This is a genomic window from Streptomyces niveus (assembly GCF_001723055.1).
GTDB classification, from domain to species: domain Bacteria; phylum Actinomycetota; class Actinomycetes; order Streptomycetales; family Streptomycetaceae; genus Streptomyces; species Streptomyces niveus.
Genome location: NZ_MDCR01000013.1, coordinates 35,704 through 52,448, shown reverse-complemented (window position 1 = coordinate 52,448; position 16,745 = coordinate 35,704). Strand labels below are relative to the sequence as shown.

General features: G+C 70.5%; 13 protein-coding genes. 6 read left to right on the top strand and 7 right to left on the bottom strand.

Features of this window, described 5'->3' with window-relative positions:
- From BHU15_RS02025 to BHU15_RS02015, 4 genes are all read right to left on the bottom strand, one after another.
- Positions 1-1,641, bottom strand: a 1,641-nt coding sequence (locus BHU15_RS02025) for a SpoIIE family protein phosphatase (protein ID WP_069625567.1), incomplete at its 3' end; no start/stop codon positions are given.
- A gap of 79 nt (positions 1,642-1,720) precedes the next feature.
- Complete coding sequence (locus tag BHU15_RS02020; RefSeq protein WP_069625566.1) at positions 1,721-2,923, bottom strand: DUF6777 domain-containing protein; 1,203 nt, start codon at positions 2,921-2,923, stop codon at positions 1,721-1,723.
- A 143-nt stretch (positions 2,924-3,066) separates the two neighbouring features.
- Complete coding sequence (locus BHU15_RS39950; RefSeq protein ID WP_171908296.1) at positions 3,067-3,240, bottom strand: hypothetical protein; 174 nt, start codon at positions 3,238-3,240, stop codon at positions 3,067-3,069.
- A 314-nt stretch (positions 3,241-3,554) separates the two neighbouring features.
- Positions 3,555-5,036, bottom strand: coding sequence for an SDR family NAD(P)-dependent oxidoreductase (locus BHU15_RS02015; protein WP_069625565.1), 1,482 nt, complete (start codon positions 5,034-5,036; stop codon positions 3,555-3,557).
- Positions 5,037-5,278: 242 nt separating this feature from the next.
- On the opposite strand from BHU15_RS02015, the gene BHU15_RS02010 reads away from it, so the two are divergent.
- Positions 5,279-5,803 (top strand): SPW repeat protein, encoded by a 525-nt coding sequence (locus BHU15_RS02010; protein WP_078079319.1) that lies wholly within the window; start codon positions 5,279-5,281, stop codon positions 5,801-5,803.
- A gap of 86 nt (positions 5,804-5,889) precedes the next feature.
- Here the strand turns inward: BHU15_RS02010 and BHU15_RS02005 are convergent, their stop codons facing one another.
- The 3 genes from BHU15_RS02005 to BHU15_RS01995 form a co-directional block, all read right to left on the bottom strand.
- The gene (locus BHU15_RS02005) at positions 5,890-6,624 is read right to left on the bottom strand and encodes a GNAT family N-acetyltransferase (RefSeq protein WP_069625564.1); all 735 of its coding nucleotides are present in this window, start codon (positions 6,622-6,624) and stop codon (positions 5,890-5,892) included.
- Positions 6,621-7,541 (bottom strand): NADP-dependent oxidoreductase, encoded by a 921-nt coding sequence (locus BHU15_RS02000; RefSeq protein WP_069625563.1) that lies wholly within the window; start codon positions 7,539-7,541, stop codon positions 6,621-6,623. Before BHU15_RS02000 ends, BHU15_RS02005 begins: the two co-directional genes overlap by 4 nt.
- A gap of 350 nt (positions 7,542-7,891) precedes the next feature.
- The gene (locus BHU15_RS01995) at positions 7,892-10,486 is read right to left on the bottom strand and encodes a glycoside hydrolase family 2 (RefSeq protein ID WP_069625562.1); all 2,595 of its coding nucleotides are present in this window, start codon (positions 10,484-10,486) and stop codon (positions 7,892-7,894) included.
- A 229-nt stretch (positions 10,487-10,715) separates the two neighbouring features.
- On the opposite strand from BHU15_RS01995, the gene BHU15_RS01990 reads away from it, so the two are divergent.
- From BHU15_RS01990 to BHU15_RS01970, 5 genes are all read left to right on the top strand, one after another.
- Positions 10,716-11,750: a LacI family DNA-binding transcriptional regulator gene (locus tag BHU15_RS01990; protein WP_023537074.1), complete on the top strand. Its 1,035-nt coding sequence runs from the start codon at positions 10,716-10,718 to the stop codon at positions 11,748-11,750.
- A 212-nt stretch (positions 11,751-11,962) separates the two neighbouring features.
- Positions 11,963-13,051, top strand: a complete 1,089-nt coding sequence (locus BHU15_RS01985; protein WP_069625573.1) for an ABC transporter substrate-binding protein — start codon at positions 11,963-11,965, stop codon at positions 13,049-13,051.
- 1 nt (position 13,052) lies between these two features.
- Positions 13,053-14,666, top strand: a complete 1,614-nt coding sequence (locus tag BHU15_RS01980) for a sugar ABC transporter ATP-binding protein (RefSeq protein ID WP_079127815.1) — start codon at positions 13,053-13,055, stop codon at positions 14,664-14,666.
- Complete coding sequence (locus BHU15_RS01975) at positions 14,659-15,621, top strand: ABC transporter permease (RefSeq protein ID WP_069625561.1); 963 nt, start codon at positions 14,659-14,661, stop codon at positions 15,619-15,621. Before BHU15_RS01980 ends, BHU15_RS01975 begins: the two co-directional genes overlap by 8 nt.
- A complete protein-coding gene (locus BHU15_RS01970; RefSeq protein WP_069625560.1) occupies positions 15,618-16,664 on the top strand; it encodes an ABC transporter permease in 1,047 nt (348 codons plus the stop codon). Before BHU15_RS01975 ends, BHU15_RS01970 begins: the two co-directional genes overlap by 4 nt.
- The last annotated feature ends 81 nt before the right edge of the window (positions 16,665-16,745 follow it).

The window sequence follows — 16,745 nt, the reverse complement described above, 5'->3', positions numbered from 1 at the left end:
CAGCAGTACGGCGACGTCGTCCTCACCGCCCCGTTCGTCCACCACCGCGCACAGCCGGTCGGCGAGCTTCTGGAGGTCGCGCGGGCCGCCCGCGATCACGCCGGCCAGTCGCTGCATGCCCTCGTCCAGGTCGGCGCCGGGCATCTCCACGAGCCCGTCGGTGTAGAGGACCAGCGTCTGGCCCGGATCCAGCTCGACGGTGTTCACCGGATATTCGAGCCGCCCGAACTCCGCCGAGAGCCCCAGCGGCAGCCCGCCCTCCGCCGGCAGCCGGCGGCAACTGCCGTCGGTGTCCCGGATCATCGGATCGACATGCCCGGCCCGGACCAGCCGTACGACGCCGGTGGCCAGGTCCGCCTCCGCGTAGACACAGGTCGCGAAACGGTCGGTGTCGAGCTCGTGCAGGAAGACCGAGGCCCGTGCCATCACCGTCGCCGGGGTGTGGCCCTCGGCCGCGTACGCCCGCAGCACGATCCGCAGCTGTCCCATCACGGCTGCCGCGTCGGTGTCGTGGCCCTGTACGTCGCCGATGACGGCGCCGACCCGGCCGCCGGGCAGCGGGATGACGTCGTACCAGTCACCGCCGACGTCCCGGCCGAGCCGCGCCGAGCGGTAGCGGACGGCGATCTCCGCGCCGGGCACGGCCGGGATCCGGCGCGGCAGCATCGCCTGCTGGAGCCCTTCGGCGAGGTCGTGCTCCTGCTCGAAGAGCACGGCGCGCTGGAGGCTCTGCGCGATGCTGCTGCCGAGGGCGACGAGCAGATTGCGGTCCTCGGTGGTGAAGCCGATCTTGTCGCCGTAGAGCAGTCCGACGGCCCCGATGGGGCGGCCCTGCGCGATGAGCGGCAGATAGGCCGCCGAGGTGATGCCGAGATGGCTGATGTGCGGCCACAGGCCCGAGTAGGAGGTGGCGAAGTCCTCCTCGGACTCGATGAACCGAGGGGAGAGCGTACGGATCACCTCGCTCATCGGGTACTCCTCGTCCACCCGTGTGACGCGGGTTCCCGGCACGAAGGAGCCCGCGGGCCCCTCGGCGACCAGATGGATACGCCCCGAGTCGAGGAGGCCCATGACCACGCTGCCGGCGCCGAGCTGTTCGAGGCCGTCGGACTCCTTCAGCACGTCGATGACGTCCTGGACCGTTCTGGCGTGCGCGAGCGCCGCCGTCGCGCTCTCGACGACGGTGGTACGGCGCCGGCGCTCCTCGTCGAGGTCGAGCCGCGCCATCGAGTCGGCGAGTTCCTGGGTGGCGTCGCGGATGATGCCGATGACGCGCAGGGGGCGGCCGGTGTCGTCGCGGCGGACGTGGCCCTGCGAGTGCGTCCAGCGCAGGGTGCCGTCACGGCGCCGGACGCGGAAGTAGGCGCCGTAGCCCTGGCCGCTGTCGGTCATCGCCTCGCCCACGAGCGCGTCGAGCCGGGCGCCCTCGCCTGGCGGCAGGCGCTCCATGAGCTTGGCGCGCGTGCCGTCGTACTCGTCGTCGCGCAGATCGAGGATCCCCAGCGCCACCCGGTCCAGATGGAGCAGACCGCTGCCGAGATCCCAGTCGAAGCAGCCCATGCCGTTGAGGGCCAGGCTCAGTTCCGGCTTGGCGGGCCAGTCGTCGGGGAGCGACGGGGGCCCCGTTTCCCGATCGACCATGGGGTCACTCTGTCATCATTTGTCGGATATCTCGACCGGTCCGGCGGACACGGCGGGCGGACCGTCAGATGCGGACCGTTCAGCCCGGGAAGGTGGCGGGCCCGGCCGGGTCGGCGTCGGGCGCCGCGGGGACGAAGCCGTCGTCGAAGGGCGCGCCGGGGACGCCGTCGAGCCGCCCGCCGGGACCCTGCCGCTCCGGGGACATCGGCATCGCCGGGTAGTCCGGATCGACACCGCCGTCGGGACCGTCCGTCGGCGTGGGGCAGTCGCGCGGGTTCGACATGGGCTCGGACCACTGCTCGTCGGGCGCCGGGCCGTCCGGGGTGCGGCAGTCCGGCGTGGGGGCCGGGTCGCGCTCGGAGGCGTCGGGATCCGGGACGGCCGGGTCGGAGCGGCCGGGGTCGGGGCTGTCGGAGCCGCCGTCGTCCGGGGTGGGCGGCTCCAGCGACGGGTCGATGATGTCGGTGTCCGGGGGGTACGGCGGCGGTACGGCGGGCTTCTTGTCCCGGTCGCCGTCGGTGCCGCTCGCGCGCTCCAGCCAGGTGTGTTCGACCGCTTCGACGATCATCAGGGCGCTGACGGCCTGGGTACCGCGCTTGACCACCACGACCCGGTCGGGCCGGTAGCCGCTCCACGGCGTGCCCTGGTGGGGCGCGTCGGCGCGCAGCGTCACGGCCGGGCGCAGCGGGTTTCCGCCGGCGCAGCGGACCCTGGGCAGTCCGTGGTCGTCGACGAGGACGGCGGTGCCGCTCTGGAGTACGGCCTGGAAGGCGGTGGGCGCGCCGTCCCGGTAGCCGTGGTCCGTGACGCGTACGTCGGCGCGCAGGACGACGGGGGTGAGTCCGCGCAGGAAGGCGGGGAGGGACGGGGCGCCGATGCCGGCGGCGCGGGCGAAGGCGACGGCCTTGGCGCGGTCCCCGGTCAGCAGGCGGACCTGGGCGTCGACGTCGCAGCTGGGGGTCGACCTCGTACCGCCGTACAGCCCGGCGATGGCGCCGGAGACGGAGCGCAGTGTCTGCGAGCGGGAGGGCGGGCCGCTCGGCGACGGAGGCCGTGAGGGGCTCGCGTCCGGTACGGGGGCCGCGGTCGACGTGGTGAAGGGGTGGGGGCCGGAGGTGGTCAGGGGCTGGAGCGTGACCTTCGTGGAGGCCGCCGCCCGGGCCGCTTCCGCCGTCGGCGTGTCCCTGCCGTCACTGTCCCCGCCGCAGCCGGCCGTGATCAGGATGCCGGCCGAGAGCACGGCGAACGCGGCGTGCCGGCGGCGAACGGGTAGGCGTCGCACGGGGTCTCCCAGCTGGTCGTCCTGTCCGGTTCGTCCTGACCGGATGTGACTCCATATCTGCCGGACACCGCGCCGTGCCGCAAGCGGGAGCGGCGGACGGGTGGTTCTCCCCGTCCGCCGCCCATCAGCGATCAGATGACCTTCTAGTCGATTCCCTGAAGGATGTGCGGCTCCGCGAGGTCGTCCTCGTAGCCCGCCAGCCTGATCGGTGCGGCCTTGGCCCACACCTCGATGTTCCGGAGCTTCTGGGGCCTGCGGCCGCGTTCACCGCCCCGTTCCGCAGGGCTGTTCTCGTGCTGAGCCTTTTCAGGTGTCACCGCGCACTCCTTTGTGTCGCGTAACCCCGGACGCGCCGACTCCGGACACATACCGGGCGCCGGCCGCCAACTGGGGGCAGGGGCAGGGAAGGTTCGGTCGCGGTGGCGCCGGTTTTCGGGCGGGGCGATGGCCTGGTTGCAGGCCTGTCCCGGGACGGCCGAGGAACCTTCGTGGGTCCCTGGGTGGCGTCCGTGCGCCATACATTAACCAAATGAGCGCGGGTCCGCTCGATGGGGCCCGTGAAGTGGGTCACTTCCGGACAGCCCCCGTACGCCGGTCCGCCCCCTGCCAGTTGACGGTGTCCGGGCGGTTTCTACCAGTTGGCCGGCGCGTAGTCCTTGAGGAAACAGCCGTACAGATCCTCGCCGCCCTGGCCGCGCACGATCGGGTCGTAGACCCGCGCCGCGCCGTCGATGAGGTCGAGCGGGGCGTGGAAGCCCTCCTCGGCGAGCCGCATCTTGTCCGGGTGCGGGCGCTCGTCGGTGATCCAGCCGGTGTCGACGGCGGTCATCAGGATGCCGTCGGACTGGAACATCTCCTGGGCGCTGGTGCGGGTCAGCATGTTGAGCGCGGCCTTCGCCATGTTCGTGTGCGGATGCCCGGCACCCTTGTAGCCGCGGCTGAAGACACCTTCCATCGCGGAGACGTTCACGACGTACGTACGCCGTGAAGCCGCCGCCGCCATCGCCGGGCGAAGGCGGCTGATCAGGATGAACGGCGCGGTGGAGTTGCACAGTTGGACTTCGAGAAGCTCCACCGGATCGACGTCCGAGACCGTCTGGATCCAGCTGTTGGTGTCGTGCAGATCGGGCACGAGCCCGCCCGCGTCGATCGCCGTGCCCGCTTCGATACGGGCGAGTGTGGCCGAGCCGCCGACCAGGGCCAGACCGGTGACGTCCGACGCGCCGAGCGCCTCGCCGCCACCTGCGGGCAGCACGGCCTGCGCACCGCTGCCGAAGACGCCGATGACGTGCGAGGACGGGAGTTCACCGGCGGGCAGCGGCGCGGACTCGGCGGCCAGCAGTTCACTGTAGGCGCCCGGGGAGCGGCGTACCGTCTGCGCGGCGTTGTTGATGAGGATGTCCAGCGGGCCCTCGGCGGCGACGGAGTCGGCGAGGGCGACGACCTGGGCCGGGTCGCGCAGATCTATCCCGACGATCTTCAGCCGGTGGATCCAGTCGGCGCTGTCCTCCATCGCCTTGAAGCGGCGGATCGCGTCGTTGGGGAAGCGGGTGGTGATGGTGGTGTGCGCGCCGTCGCGCAGCAGGCGCAGCGCGATGTACATGCCAATCTTGGCGCGGCCGCCGGTCAGCAGGGCGCGCTTGCCGGTGAGATCGGTACGGGCGTCCCGGCGGGCCCGGTTCTCGGCCGCGCAGGGCTGGCAGAGCTGGTGGTAGAAGGCGTCGACCTCGACGTAACGGGTCTTGCAGATGTAGCAGGAGCGGGGCCGCTGGAGGATTCCGGCGATGTCACCGGCGACCGAGGACGACGGCAGCAGACCCTGCGTCTCGTCGTCGATGCGCTCGGCGGACCCGGTGGCCGTCGCCTCGGTGACCGCCTTGTCGTTGGCGGTCTTCGCCGCCCGGCGCTCCTGGCGGCGGCGCTGCTTGACGGTGCGGTAGATCCCGGCGGTGGCGCGGCGTACGGCGACGGCGTCGGGGTGGTCGACGTCGAGCTTGTCCAGCTCGTCGAGCACGGAGAGGCAGACGGCCATGCGCTCGGGGTCGATTCCGGGGCCGTACGCGACCTCCGGTCCGCTCTCGCCGATCGCGGTCCCGTCATCTGTCAGCGTCATCGCCGGTGCCGTTCCTTATCACTCGTCACTCACCCGTCCGGGCCCTCGTCCGTCGCGGGTCCGCCGAGCCACGCGCGGATACGGCCGTCCGGCCGAGCGGCCTCGAACAGTTTGCCATGAGGTACCAGGCGATTTATTCGCCCTCAACTACACATAAAGGTGAATAAGGGGGCAGAATGGTCATGTACCGCTTGATCCGGTGCAGCACGGTCGCACCTCTCAGACCGAAGGAGTCGAGAATCATGGCCGATGTTTCACACACCAGGGGAGCCACAGGGGCTCACCCAGGTGTTACCGAAACCAGGGGAGACATAGGCGCTCACCCTGACGTACCAGAGATGCGGGCCAGGTACGCCCGCGTGCTCGGTGGACGTGACGTGGCGCTGCTGGACGGCCCGATCTTTCTCGCCGGCCTGTTCATCGCCCTCTCACCGTGGATCCTTCACTACACGACAAGCCAGCCGGGTCTCGTGGTCCACAACGTGATCATGGGTATCGCGATCGCCGGTCTGGCCCTCGTGTTCTCCGCCACGCCGACCCGGACGTACGGCTTCAGCTGGGCCCTGTGTCTGCTGGGTGCCTGGATGGTCGCGGCACCATGGGTCGTCGGTTCCAGCCCAGACCGCGGCGTGTTCCTCAGCCTGGTCATCCCAGGAGCGATCACCGCTGTGCTCGGCCTGGTCTGCGCGGGCGCCGCGATGATGGCCGGCCGTAAGCGCAATCGGGCGATCCGGTCGGGCCAGATGAATGAGCCGGTCCGGACGTAGCCGGACTCACCCAGCCCGGTGGATGGGGCGGGCGGACGACCACCAAGGCCGTCCGCCCGCCCCACGCCGTGCGCGGGTCCGACCGCTCAGCCGCCGGCCGTCGCCGGGACCCGGGACGGCTCCGGGACGCGGATCCCCATGAAGGGGATACGGCGGCGGAGCCGGAAACCCAGCGCCTCGTAGAGCCGGACGGCGTTCGTGTTGTCCGAGGCGGCCTGGATGAACACGCTCTCGCCCCGGTCCTTGATGCCCGCCGCCACCGCCAGGACGAGCCGGGCGCCCAGTCCCTGGCCGCGGAACTCAGGCGCCGTACAGACCGCGCTGATCTCCGTCCAGCCCGGCGGGTGCATCCGCTCCCCCGCCATCGCCACCAGCTCGCCGTCGCGCCGGATGCCCAGATACGTACCCAACTCGACGGTGCGCGGCCGGAAGGGGCCCGGCCGGGTGCGCTCCACCAGGTCCAGCATCTCCGGTACGTCGGCGGCGCCGAGCACCACCGCCTCCTCGTCATGGACGGCGGCCAGGGACTCGTCGACGAGCTGGACACCGTCGACCTCGAAGACGACCTCCCAGCCGTCCGGCGGCAGCACGTCCGTCCCGCAGAGCGTGGCGGTCCCGTCGCCGCCGACCAGCGCGGCGGCGTCCGCCCAGTCGCGGGCGTCCGGCTCCTCGGGCAGGGCGAGCCAGGTCGACACCTCGGCCTGGTAGCCGAGCACCCGGCCGCGCCGCTCGGCGAACCGGGCGTGCGGGCCGGTCAGCGCGGCAGGTACGGGGTTGTCGAGCGGGTGGTACGACGCGGGGGCGGGGACGGCGGCGTTCACGGGGCGACCTCGATCACGATCTTGCCGAGCGCGTGCCCGTCCTCGACGGTGCGCAGCGCCCGCGCCGCCTCGGCCAGCGGGAACGTACGCGTCACATACGGCCGCAGGGTGCCGGACACCACCAGCGCGGCCACCTGGTCGAGGACGGCGGCCGTGCGCAGCCGTACGACCGCCGCGCCGCCCAGCTCCACCACACGCGGCTTGGCCCCGGCGCTGATCAGCTTCGTCAGGTCCGGGACCAGCCCGGCGACGGCCTCCAGGTCCGCGCCGCCGACGAGGTCGAAGACCGCGTCGACACCCTCGGGGGCGGCGGCGCGCACCCGCTCCTGGAGTCCGGGGCCCGGCGGGACGTGGACCGCGCCCAGCGATTCCACGAAGTCCTTCTTGCCCGCGCTCGCCGTACCGATCACGCGGAGGCCTACGGCCGTCGCGATCTGGGTCGCGGCCACGCCCACACCGCCTCCGGCGCCGGTGATCAGCAGCGTCGAACCGGCGGGCAGGGCCAGTTGCTGGATTCCGTCGTACGCGGTCGCCCCGGCGACGGGCAGGGCCGCCGCGTCCGTGAAGGACACGGCGGCCGGCTTGTGGGCGGTGATCGCCGCGGGCAGCAGGGTGTACTCGGCGTATCCGCCGGTGAGCGTGGAGCCGAACACCGCGTCCCCCACGGCGAATCCACGCACGCCCTCGCCGATCTGCTCGACCACGCCCGACGCCTCGCTGCCGAACACGGTCGGCAGCGGCTTCGGGGTCGAGCCCGGCCGGGTGTAGCCGGTGCGCAGCTTCCAGTCGACGGGGTTGACGCCCGCCGCCCGGACGGCGACGAGGAGTTCGCCGGGACCGGGGACCGGCTTGGGCAGGTCGGCGAAGGCTTCACCCTCCGGGCCGCCGAACCGCGTGTAGACGTACGCCTTGGGCATGTGATCCCTCGCTCTGACTGCTGACGTCGTTGGCCGGACCAGGGCCTGTCCTGGGACGGCAGCAGTGTCAAGCCCGGGTTCCGACCTGCTTATTCCCGGTGTGACGCAGTGTTCATACCGCCGCCCCGGGCGCCGGGGCGGGGGCGTGCTCTGGAAGTAGCGTCGTCCGCCCGAAGGGCGGGGCTCACGGCGTCTGGTGCGTGCGCTCGCAAGGCGGAGGATCGGCNNCAACGCAGGGGGCACCTCCCGTGCCCGAAGGGCTACGGGGGAGAGCGTGCGTCCAGGCGTCGTGAGCCAGACGGGACTTCCAGGGCACGCCCCAGGGCCCGGCGCCCGGGAACGGGTCCGGCTCAGGAGTTCCCGCACTCCATCGACGCCGGGTCGGACGCGTCGCGGATCAGGGCCTCGTGCGCCGCCTTGAGCCGCTTGACGTCGGGCTTCATGACCTTGCGGTCGTAGGTGAGCAGCCCGTTGAGTTCACCCTCCACATCGGTGATCTGGGTGTAGACGGCTCCGTTGCTCCCCCGGCAGGCGAGGTCGCGTACGTTGTCGAGCTGGCCCAGATACTCGTCCGTGTACTTCTCCTGGTCGACGCCCACATAGGTGTGCTGGACCGGCCAGGCGTGACCGGGTACGGCGAGCCCGAGGCCGCCGTACTCGCCGCTGACCAGCGCCCGTTTCCCGTCCGGCGCGGGCAGCAGCGGGGTGGGATAGCCGTGCGCGTCGGCGATGTCGCCGTTCTTGCCGTCGACGGCGCCGCAGCAGTTGACGCCGCTCATGTTGTTGACCAGCCGGGTCGGGTCCCAGCCCTTGGCCTGGTCGGCGATCCGGGCCTGGTCGTACTGGCCCCAGCCCTCGTTGAAGGGGACCCACATGATCACCGAGGGGCTGCCGGCGTGCTGGTCGATCATCTCCTTCATCTCGTGCTCGAACTGGGCGGCGGCGGGCGCGGCCGGGGACTTGGGCATCGACGGCATGTCCTGCCAGACGAGAAGCCCCAGCTTGTCCGCCCAGTAGAACCACCGGTCCGGCTCCACCTTGATGTGCTTGCGCACCGAGTTGTAGCCGAGGTCCTTGTGCTTCTTGAGGTCGAACGCGAGCGCCTCGTCGGTCGGCGCGGTGTGCAGTCCGTCCGGCCAGAAACCCTGGTCGAGCGTGGCCATCAGGAAGACGGGCTTGCCGTTGAGCACGGTGCGCGGCACTCCGTCGACCTTCTCGACGGCGATGGAGCGCATCCCGAAGTAGCTGCCGACCCGGTCGCCGGACCTCTCGCCGCCGACTCTGACGTCGAGCTTGTACAGATACGGATCCTCCGGTGACCACAGGCGCGGGTCGGGCACCGGCACGCTGAGCGCCTCGCCCGTACGGCCCTTGACCGTGCCGACCTTCCGCTTGCCCTCGTACGCGGTGGCCGTCACCGGCACCCCGTCGCGTACACCGCGTACCTCGACCGCCAGCTTCTCGCCCGTGACGTCCGGGGTGAGCTTCAGCGAGTCGGCGTGGTCGGCGGCGACCGGCTCCATCCAGACGGTCTGCCAGATGCCGGACGAGGAGGTGTAGAAGATGCCGCTCGGGTCGAGGCGCTGCTTGCCCATGGGCGGGTTCTCGCCGCCGGCGGCGTCGGTCGGGTCGTACACGCCGACGATCAGTTCCTGCGTACGGCCGGGCTTGAGCGCGTCGGTGATGTCGGCGGAGAACCGGTCGTAACCGCCCTTGTGTTCGGTGACCTTCTTGCCGTTGACGTAGACGGTGGACTGCCAGTCGACGGCGTCGAAGTTCAGCTTGAGGCGTTTCCCGTCGGCGATGTCCCAGCTCTTGGGGACGGTGAAGGTACGGCGGTACCACATTCGGTCCTCGTGCCGTTCGAGTCCGGAGAGCTGTGACTCGACGGGGTACGGGACGAGGATCTTCTCGTCCAGCTTCTTGCCCACCGGCGGGCGCTCGCCCTGTTCGGCGGCGGCGAACTGCCACTCACCGTTGAGATTGCGCCACGCGTCGCGGGTCATCTGCGGACGGGGGTACTCGGGCAGCGCGTTGTCGGGACCGACGTCCTTGGCCCAGCGGGTGGAGAGCTGGTACTCGGACTTGTTCGGTCCGCTGCTCCAGAACTCGCCGACGGGGTCGGCGTCCTGGGAGGTGAGGCCGCCCCGGCCGTCGTAACGGATGTCGGCGGAGCCGCCCTTGCCGACGACGGGCTCCTTGAGGCCGACGAGCAGACTGCGGGCGTTCTTGGGGTCCTTCTTCACGGAGGTCATCGGCCACTGGGCACCGCCGATGACCGCGTCGAGATGGCCGGCGAGACCGGCCGGGACGGCGGCGAGCTGCTGGGCGAACTCCATGCGCAGCGTACGGCCGTCGGCGAGGACGGTGGTGGCGATGGCACCGTCGTACGCGTAACCGTCGGGCAGGCGGAACGCCGAGTTGGGCACCGGCTCTTTCGCGCCACCGGGCTCGGTCCACCGCAGATGGAGATTCGAGCCGCCGACGTCCTCGAAGTACTCGACCTTGATGTCGTACTCCTGGCCGCCGGTGAGGTCGATCGGGTCGGCGGTCTGCTCCTTCTCCCAGTCGTTGACCCAGTGGTCGATGGCGATCTCGCCGTCGACCCAGAGCCGGAATCCGTTGTCGCCGATCATCGAGAAGGTGTGCGGGCCGCTCTGTTCGGGGACGATCTTCCCGGTCCAGCGGACACTGGCGTGATCGGCGCTGCCGGTGGCGGTGGCGAGCCGGGAGTCGAGGTTGTCGAAGTCGATCTGCGGGTCGAATCCGGTGGCCTTCAGCTCGTGGAAGTCGAAGGCGCCGGGTGCGGACGAGGAGTAGTACTCGCCCTTGAGTCCATGGGGCACGACCGGGTCGTCCGCGGCCGACGCGGCGGGGACCGCCGTGAGTCCCGCGACGCCCAGGGCAGCGGCGAGCAGAAGGGCCAGTTTTCTTCGGATGCGCACAAATCCTCCTTGCTGCTGGACCCGGTCGGGTGACGTCTTCCGACACGGTCCGGGGGTGGCGGCTCGTTGCGAGAAGTCTGTACAACGTTGGAAGGAACGGCAGTTGGCATGACAACATGCGTTCCCACTTGCTGTCCAGGGCCATGACAAAGCCCGGTCCCGCAACGTATATAACGTTGTACAGATTGGGCAGGGGCGACCTTCGGGCCGACCTCGGAGGGGAAAAACGGTGACCGTCAGCCTCAAGGACGTCGCGGAGCGCGCGGGCGTCTCCATCAAGACCGTCTCGAACGTGGTGAACAACTACCGGCATGTCACCCCGGCGATGCGGGCCAGGGTCCAGCTGGCCATCGACGAGCTCGGCTACCGGCCGAATCTCACGGCCCGGCATCTGCGCAAGGGCCGCACCGGGATCATCGCGCTGGCCGTGCCGGAGCTGGGCAACCCGTACTTCGCCGAGCTGGCGGGCTCCGTCATCGACGTGGCGGCCGAGCACGAGTACACCGTGCTGCTCGACCACACCGGTGGCCGCCGCGAGCAGGAGGTTCTGGTCAGCCAGGGCTTCCGGGCGCGGGTGATCGACGGGCTGATCCTGAGTCCGATCGAGCTGGAGACGGAGGATCTGCTCGGCCGGGACCAGGACGCGCCGCTGGTGCTGCTCGGCGAGCGGGAGTACGACCTGCCGTACGACCACATCGCGATCGACAACGTGGCGGCCGCTCGGATGGCCGTACGGCATCTGCTCGGTCTCGGCCGGTCGACGATCGCGTTCCTGGGCGCGAGGACCGACCGGGTCAACGAGCCGTCACATCTGCGACTGCGCGGCTGGCGCGCCGAGCTGAAGGCGGCCGGGCTGCCGGCGCCGGACTCCCTGATCGCCCCGACGGGCGGCTGGGACCACGCCAACGGCGCCGACGCGATGAACCAGTTGCTGGACTCGGGCGTGACGCCCGACGCGGTCTTCGCGTACAACGACCTGATCGCGATCGGGGCGATGCGGGTGCTGTCCGAGCGGGGGCTGCGGGTCCCCGAGGACGTCGCCGTCGTCGGCTTCGACGACATCACCGAGGGCCGCTACGGCGCTGTGACCCTCACCACGATCTCGCCGGACAAACAGACCATCGCCCGGCTCGCCGTGCGCTCCGTCGTCAACCGGCTGCTGGGCACCGGAGACCCGGTGGGCAACGGCTCACGCGAACTCCGCGCCGATTTCCGGCTGGTGGAGCGGGAGAGCACACTCGGCCGCCGCCAGGACGGTCGCTGAGACCGCCAACCGCCCTCGCCCGTACAGCCGTTATCGCGCGAAGGCTTTACAGCCTCCGTACAACGATGTAAAAACCGTTCCGAACGACTCACCACCAACACTCCGGCAGTCCGTTCACTGCCGCAGTGCGTTCACTCCAGCAGTCCGTTCCGTACGAGCCGACCTCCCGCGAGCGTCCCGGTCGCCGGGGCCGCGCCGAGATGGGGATCTCCATGAAGCTTTCCGCCGTCCGCCGTACCACCACCACTACCGTCCTCGCCGCGAGTCTCGTCGGCGCCCTCGCGCTCAGCGGCTGCGCCAAGTCCGAGGACGACAACTCCGACAAGAGCTCATCGGCCGGCGAGAAGGACAGCGGCCAGGTCGTCGCCACGCCCGGCGCGGACGACAAGACCTGTGACATCACGCAGTTCGGCGGCGAGAAGATCGACCTGAAGAGCGCCACGGTCGGCTTCTCGCAGTCCGAGAAGGAGGCCAACCCCTTCCGGATCGCCGAGACCGCGTCCATCAAGGCCGAGGCCGAGGAGCGCGGGATCAAGCTCCTGTCCGCCAACGCCCAGACACAGTTCTCCAAGCAGATCAGCGACGTGCAGGACCTGATAGCCAAGGGCGCCGACCTGCTGGTGATCGCGCCGCTGAACTCCGACGGCTGGGGCCCGGTGCTGCGCAGCGCCGCGGCGAAGAAGATCCCGATCGTCACCATCGACCGCAAGATCAACGCCACCGCGTGCAAGGACTATGTGTCCTTCATCGGCTCGGACTTCATCGAGCAGGGCAAGCGCGCGGCCGACCAGATGATCGAGGCGACCGGCGGCAAGGGCGAGGTCGCGATCCTGCTCGGCGCCGCGGGCAACAACGTCACCACCGAGCGCACCAAGGGCTTCAAGGACCAGATCGCGGCCAAGGCCCCCGAGCTGAAGGTGGTGTTCGAGCAGACCGGCGAGTTCGCCCGGGAGAAGGGCCAGCAGGTCACCGAGCAGCTCATCCAGTCGAACCCCGGCATCACCGGGATCTACGCCGAGAACGACGAGATGGGCCTCGGTGCCGTCAACGCCCTGAAGGGCGCGGGCAAGAAGGCCGGCGCCGTGAAGATCGTGACGGTCGACGGCACCCGTAACGCCGTGCAGGGCATCGTCGACGGCTGGATCTCGGGCGTCGTGGAGTCCAACCCGCGCTTCGGGCCGCTGGCGTTCCAGACCCTCGACGCCTTCACCAAGGGCGAGAAGGTCGCGCAGGACATCGTCATCCAGGACGGCGCCTACACCACGGAGAACGCCAAGGCCGATCTGGGCAAGGCCTACTGACGTGCTGTCGGTCACCGGTCTGACCAAGACGTTCCCGGGCGCACGCGCGCTCGACGGCGTGGACTTCGCCGCGAATCCGGGCGAGGTCCACGCGCTCATCGGCGAGAACGGCGCCGGGAAGTCCACCCTCATCAAGGTGCTCACCGGTGTGTACCAGCCCGACGCGGGCGAGATCGTCCACGACGGGTCTCCGGTGCGCTTCCAGACTCCGCTGGAGGCGCAGCACGCCGGGATCTCCACGATCTATCAGGAGGTCAATCTCGTCCCGCTGATGAGCGTGGCGCGCAATCTGTTCCTGGGGCGCGAGCCCCGGAACAGGCTCGGTCTCATCGACTTCCGCCGGATGCACGGCGAGGCCGACGAGGCGCTGCGCTCGCTGGGGCTGCGGGTCGACGTCAAGCGTCCACTGCGGACGCTGGGCGTCGGCGCGCAGCAGATGGTGGCGCTCGCCAGGGCGGTCTCCGTCGACGCGCGGGTGGTCATCATGGACGAGCCGACGTCGTCGCTGGAGCCGCGCGAGGTGCGCACCCTGTTCGGCGTGATCCGGATGCTCAAGGAGCGCGACATCGCGGTGGTGTACGTGAGCCACCGGCTGGACGAGTTGTACGAGGTCTGCGACAAGGTCACGGTGCTGCGCGACGGCAAGCTCGTGCACACCGGGCCGATCGCGGAACTCGACCGGCTGCGGCTGGTGTCGCTGATGCTCGGGCGTGAGATGGGCGAGGTGAGCAGCGAGGGGGTCACCAAGTTCACCGGGGACCACCACGCGGGCCGTGAACCGGTGCTCAGCGCGCGGGAGTTGACGGTGCGTCACACGCTGCACCAGGTCTCGGTCGAGGTGCGCCCCGGTGAGGTCGTGGGCCTGGGCGGGCTGCTCGGTTCGGGCCGCAGCGAGACGGCCAAGGCCATCGCGGGCGCGCTGCCGCCGGACTCCGGGAAGGTGGTGGTCGCGGGGTCCGCCGTACGTACGGGCTCGACGCCCGCCGCCATCCGGGCCGGCATCAGCCTGCTGCCCGAGGACCGCAAGGCCGAGGGGATCGTCCCCGGGCTCTCGGTCCGGGAGAACATCGCGCTGGCCGCGCTGCCGGGGCTGTCCCGGTTCGGTCTGGTGGACGACGCCAAGGTCGACAGAATCGTGGACACGTTCATGACGCGGCTGCGGATCAAGGCGTCGGGGCCGCACCAGAAGGTCGGCGAGCTGTCCGGCGGCAATCAGCAGAAGGTGCTGCTGGCCCGCTGGCTGGCGATGCAGCCGAAGGTGCTGCTGCTCGACGAACCGACCCGTGGCATCGATGTCGGCGCCAAGGCCGAGGTGCAGGGGCTCATCGACGAACTCGCCGACGAGGGACTCGGGGTGCTGCTGATCTCCTCCGACATGGAGGAGCTGATCGAGGGGTCGGACCGGGTGGTGGTCCTCAAGGACGGCGCCGTGATAGCGGAGTTGACCGGGGACGACGTCACGGAGGACCGGCTGATGCACGCGATCGCGGCGGCGCCGGAGTCGGACGCGGAGCTGAAGACGGTCGCGCCGGACGCGGCGGCGATCGTGGCGCCGGTCTCCGGCCCCGTCCCGGTCGACAAGACCTCCTCAGGAGGGGAGAGGGACCATGACTGAACTCGCCCTGAAGGGCGCCCCCGTCGATCGCGCGCGGCTGCTCCGTCTGCTCCAGGACTACGGGGTGTACGCGGGCGTCGCCGTCCTGCTGCTGGTCAACATCGCGCTCACCCCGCACTTCCTGTCCACGGAGAACTTCCGTACCCAGGCCGTGCAGGTGGCGCCGGTGCTCATCGTCGCGCTGGGCATGGCCCTCGCGATCGGCAGCGAGGGCGTCGACCTGTCGGTCGGCTCCGTGATGGCCCTGTCGACATCCCTGCTGTCGCTGTATCTCGGCTACGGGCCCTGGGTGGCGCTGATCGTCGCGATGCTGGGCGGCGCCGTCATCGGTCTGGCCAACGGGTCGCTCATCGCGTTCATCGGCGTCCAACCCATCGTCGCCACACTGGCGTTGATGGTCGCGGGTCGCGGTATCGCCCTCGTACTGCTGCCGCAGCTCAAGGACGTACGCGACCCCGGGATGTCCTCGCTCGGCTCGGGCGATCTGTTCGGCATCCCGTATCTCGTACTGATCGCCGCCGCGCTGGCGCTCGCGGTCGGATTCACCGTGAAGCGGACGACGTTCGGCCGGCAGCTCCTCGCGATCGGCGACAGCCGGCCCGCCGCGCAGCTCGCCGGGCTGCCGGTGCGCCGCGTACTGATCGTCGTCTATGTCATCGCCGGTGTGCTCGCCGCGATCGCGGGTGTGCTCGCCACCGCGCGGCTCCAGGCCAGCGACCCGACGTCGCTCGGCACGCTGATGGAGCTGTCGGCGATCACCGCGGTGGTCGTCGGCGGCACCCCGCTCAGCGGTGGCCGGATCCGCATCGGCGGCACGGTCGCCGGCGCCGTACTGATCCAGCTGCTGACGGCGACGCTCATCAAGCACGATCTGCCGCCCTCCTGGACGCAGATCGCCCAGGCCGTCGTGATCGTGCTGGCGGTCTACGCGGCACGCGAACGGGGAAAGCGATGACCCACACCCACACGGAGCGTCCGGCCCGCGCCACGGGCGGCGGCGCCTCCCCCGGCAAGGACATCGACGAGGCGCCGCTGGGCGCGAGCCGGGCCGAGCGGCTGAGCGCGCTCGCCCAGCAGCACGGCGCGCTCGTGACGCTGCTGCTCGTCGCGATCGGCGCGTCGATCGGCTTCGACACGTTCCTGACCGGCGACAACCTGGAGAACATGGCGGTCTCCTCCGCCTTCCTGGCGATCGTCGCGCTCGGCATGACGTTCGTGATCATCACCGGCGGGATCGATCTGTCCGTCGGCTCGCTCTTCGCGCTCGGCGGGGTGCTCGGCGCGTGGGGTTCGCAGTACGGCACGCTCGTCGCGCTGCTTCTGCCACTCGCCGTCTGCGGACTGATCGGCCTGGTCAACGGCCTTCTGATCGCGAAGGCGCGACTCGCGCCGTTCATCGTCACCCTCGCGGCGATGCTCGCCGCCCGCGGCATCCTGCTGGCCATCACCGACGAGGGCTCCAACACCTATCTGGTGGACGAGAAGTCCTTCTTCGCGAGCCTCGGCCAGGAGAAGCTGCTGGGCATCGGGGTGCCGGTATGGATCACGGTGGCGCTGTTCGTCGTGGGCGCCGTGATGCTGCGGCGCAGCCGGTTCGGCCAGTACGTGTACGCGGTCGGCGGCAACGAGGACGCGGCGGCGCTGATGGGCGCGCCCGTGGCCCGTACGAAGATCGCCGTCTACACGCTCTCCGGTCTGTGCGCGGGCCTGGCCGGCGCGCTGAACGCGGCCTGGCTGGTCTCGGGCGTCACGATCCTGGGCACCGGCATGGAACTGGAGGCGATCTCGGCCGTCGTCATCGGCGGCACCCTGCTGACGGGCGGCTTCGGCTTCATCAGCGGCTCCCTCGTGGGCGTGCTGCTGCTGAAGGTGATCCAGAACGTCATCAACCAGATCGGCTCCCTGGACTCGGCGTACCAACAGGTGGTCAGCGGCGCGTTCCTGGCGGTGGTGGTCATCGCCCAGACGTGGCTGGGCAGGCGCCGCCGCATGATGTGAGGGGCGGGGCGCACACCGAAACCGGACCGTGGCCACGAGGTACGACGAACTCACCGTCCATCACGAGGCCACGCCAGGCGA